2 protein-coding genes and 1 pseudogene are annotated in these 1,440 nt (G+C 59.4%); 1 reads left to right on the top strand and 2 read right to left on the bottom strand.

Translation table 11 applies throughout. The features are described from left to right. Positions 1–190, top strand: a pseudogene (locus VQ02_RS38905) (hypothetical protein); the annotation flags it as partial. A gap of 105 nt (positions 191–295) precedes the next feature. Here the strand turns inward: VQ02_RS38905 and VQ02_RS34290 are convergent. Then, on the bottom strand, positions 296–1,069 hold the full coding sequence (locus VQ02_RS34290) for a hypothetical protein (RefSeq protein ID WP_048448754.1): 774 nt from the start codon (positions 1,067–1,069) through the stop codon (positions 296–298). Positions 1,070–1,292: 223 nt separating this feature from the next. Next, a partial coding sequence (locus tag VQ02_RS40160) for a thermonuclease family protein (protein WP_209437112.1) occupies positions 1,293–1,440 on the bottom strand: 148 nt, incomplete at its 5' end.

Genomic DNA, 1,440 nt, shown 5'->3' with positions numbered 1-1,440 from the left:
CCTGCGCTCGCCGACGCACGTTCTCTACCTGCTGCGGCGTGGCGAGGCGGGCGCGATCGTCGGGGCGGTGCTGCACGGCAAGCCGCGCGAGGGGCTTCCGCCGTTCACCCGACCTCAGCCGGTGGCGAAGGCTGATCCGCCCGCAAGGCGAGCGGCAGCCAAGCGATCGGCGCGGAAGCTGGCGGCGTAAGGGCAGCTCGAGTTGTTTGGGACCGCAACCGGCTGAGAGGGTCCGGTGCTGGGCGGAGAGACAGGGTCAGGGCCTTGGGCTGCGCGATGTTGAAGAGGCGAGGCGTCAAGCCTTCCGCTCTTCGAACCTAGCCTTGAGATCGACCGCCTGCGCACGCTCGTGGAAGAACGCTTCCGTGCAGTCGAGGATGATCTTCGTGGCGTCTTCGAGGGTCATGGGATTGGCAGGGGGTATCCGTCCCTGCGCGCCGTGGCGGGCAAACGGCCCGATTGCTTCGAAATTGTTCGCCGTATAACTGAACAGTTTTATAGCTGCGTTCGTCACACCCGCGCCTTCCGCGATCTTCGCTTCATTCCAGCCCTGCTGTGAGATGAAATCCTTGATGGCGTATAATGAAATCCAGGTCGTCCCGTTCACACCAAGGAAAAGCAGGATGTTCTTCACCGTATCGTCGAAATGCGAGAGGAACAGGTACATGGCGACCTTGTGCCTGAACGGGCAATCGTGCACCTGAAATTTCCAGTTGTCCCAATCCGGTGAGAACGGTTGCGCCGGAATTTTGAGACGAAGATGCAAGTGCTTGACACCGCTCTCCTCAATTGGCAGCTCCAGTCGCCAGGGGTAATAGTTGTCGCGCATCGTGACGGTCATCGCACCGTCGTAGAGCGCCTTGATTGCAGCCGCACGAGCGCCGATCTCGGCTGGATCCGTCAGGCCATTCAGATGCGGCGATGACCAGAAGTAGTTGTCCGGAGACTCGTCGGTACGATCGTCCAAAATGGCGACATCGCAGGACGACATCGCTTGCCGAAAGGACTCGATCCAGGACACGTTTACATGCAGCCGAAATGTCCATTCGAGCGGATACTGGTTTGCCATCGAGCGCTTCCTGTTGCTGATACGATACCCAAATTTTACATCAGATCGTCACCTATTTAAACCGAATCAAAATCCGGTTTGCGGGGGCAGTTTGTTATTTGAGGCGACGAAGCTTGAAACGTCCAGACGTAAAGCCAGAAGCGGGCCTCCCTAAGTTAGGACAAGCTCGAAAGCGGTCGCTCACACGGTCAAATTGATCGGGTTTTGAGCCAAAGCCCCTCCCCTACTCTGGGCACCAATGCGCGGCGCGCTGCCGATAGGCCTCGTGACCCGGCCTGTAGGGAATGGCGAATCCTTCCCGGATCAGGATGTCGGCCACGTTGCCGTCGGGAGTGACGAGGGAGGCCAGGGTGCGGCGATAGCGGTCGGTC

Origin of the sequence: Methylobacterium variabile (genome assembly GCF_001043975.1) — a bacterium.
In the GTDB taxonomy this organism is placed as follows: Bacteria; Pseudomonadota; Alphaproteobacteria; order Rhizobiales; family Beijerinckiaceae; genus Methylobacterium; species Methylobacterium variabile.
The sequence above is the reverse complement of the archived record's forward strand: the minus strand, read 5'-3'. Positions and strand labels throughout refer to the sequence as shown.

What these genes read in the sequence shown, in the direction of transcription:
- VQ02_RS34290 (WP_048448754.1), bottom strand. Translation starts at nt 1,069, where the DNA reads ATGGCAAACCAGTATCCGCTCGAATGGACATTTCGGCTGCATGTAAAC.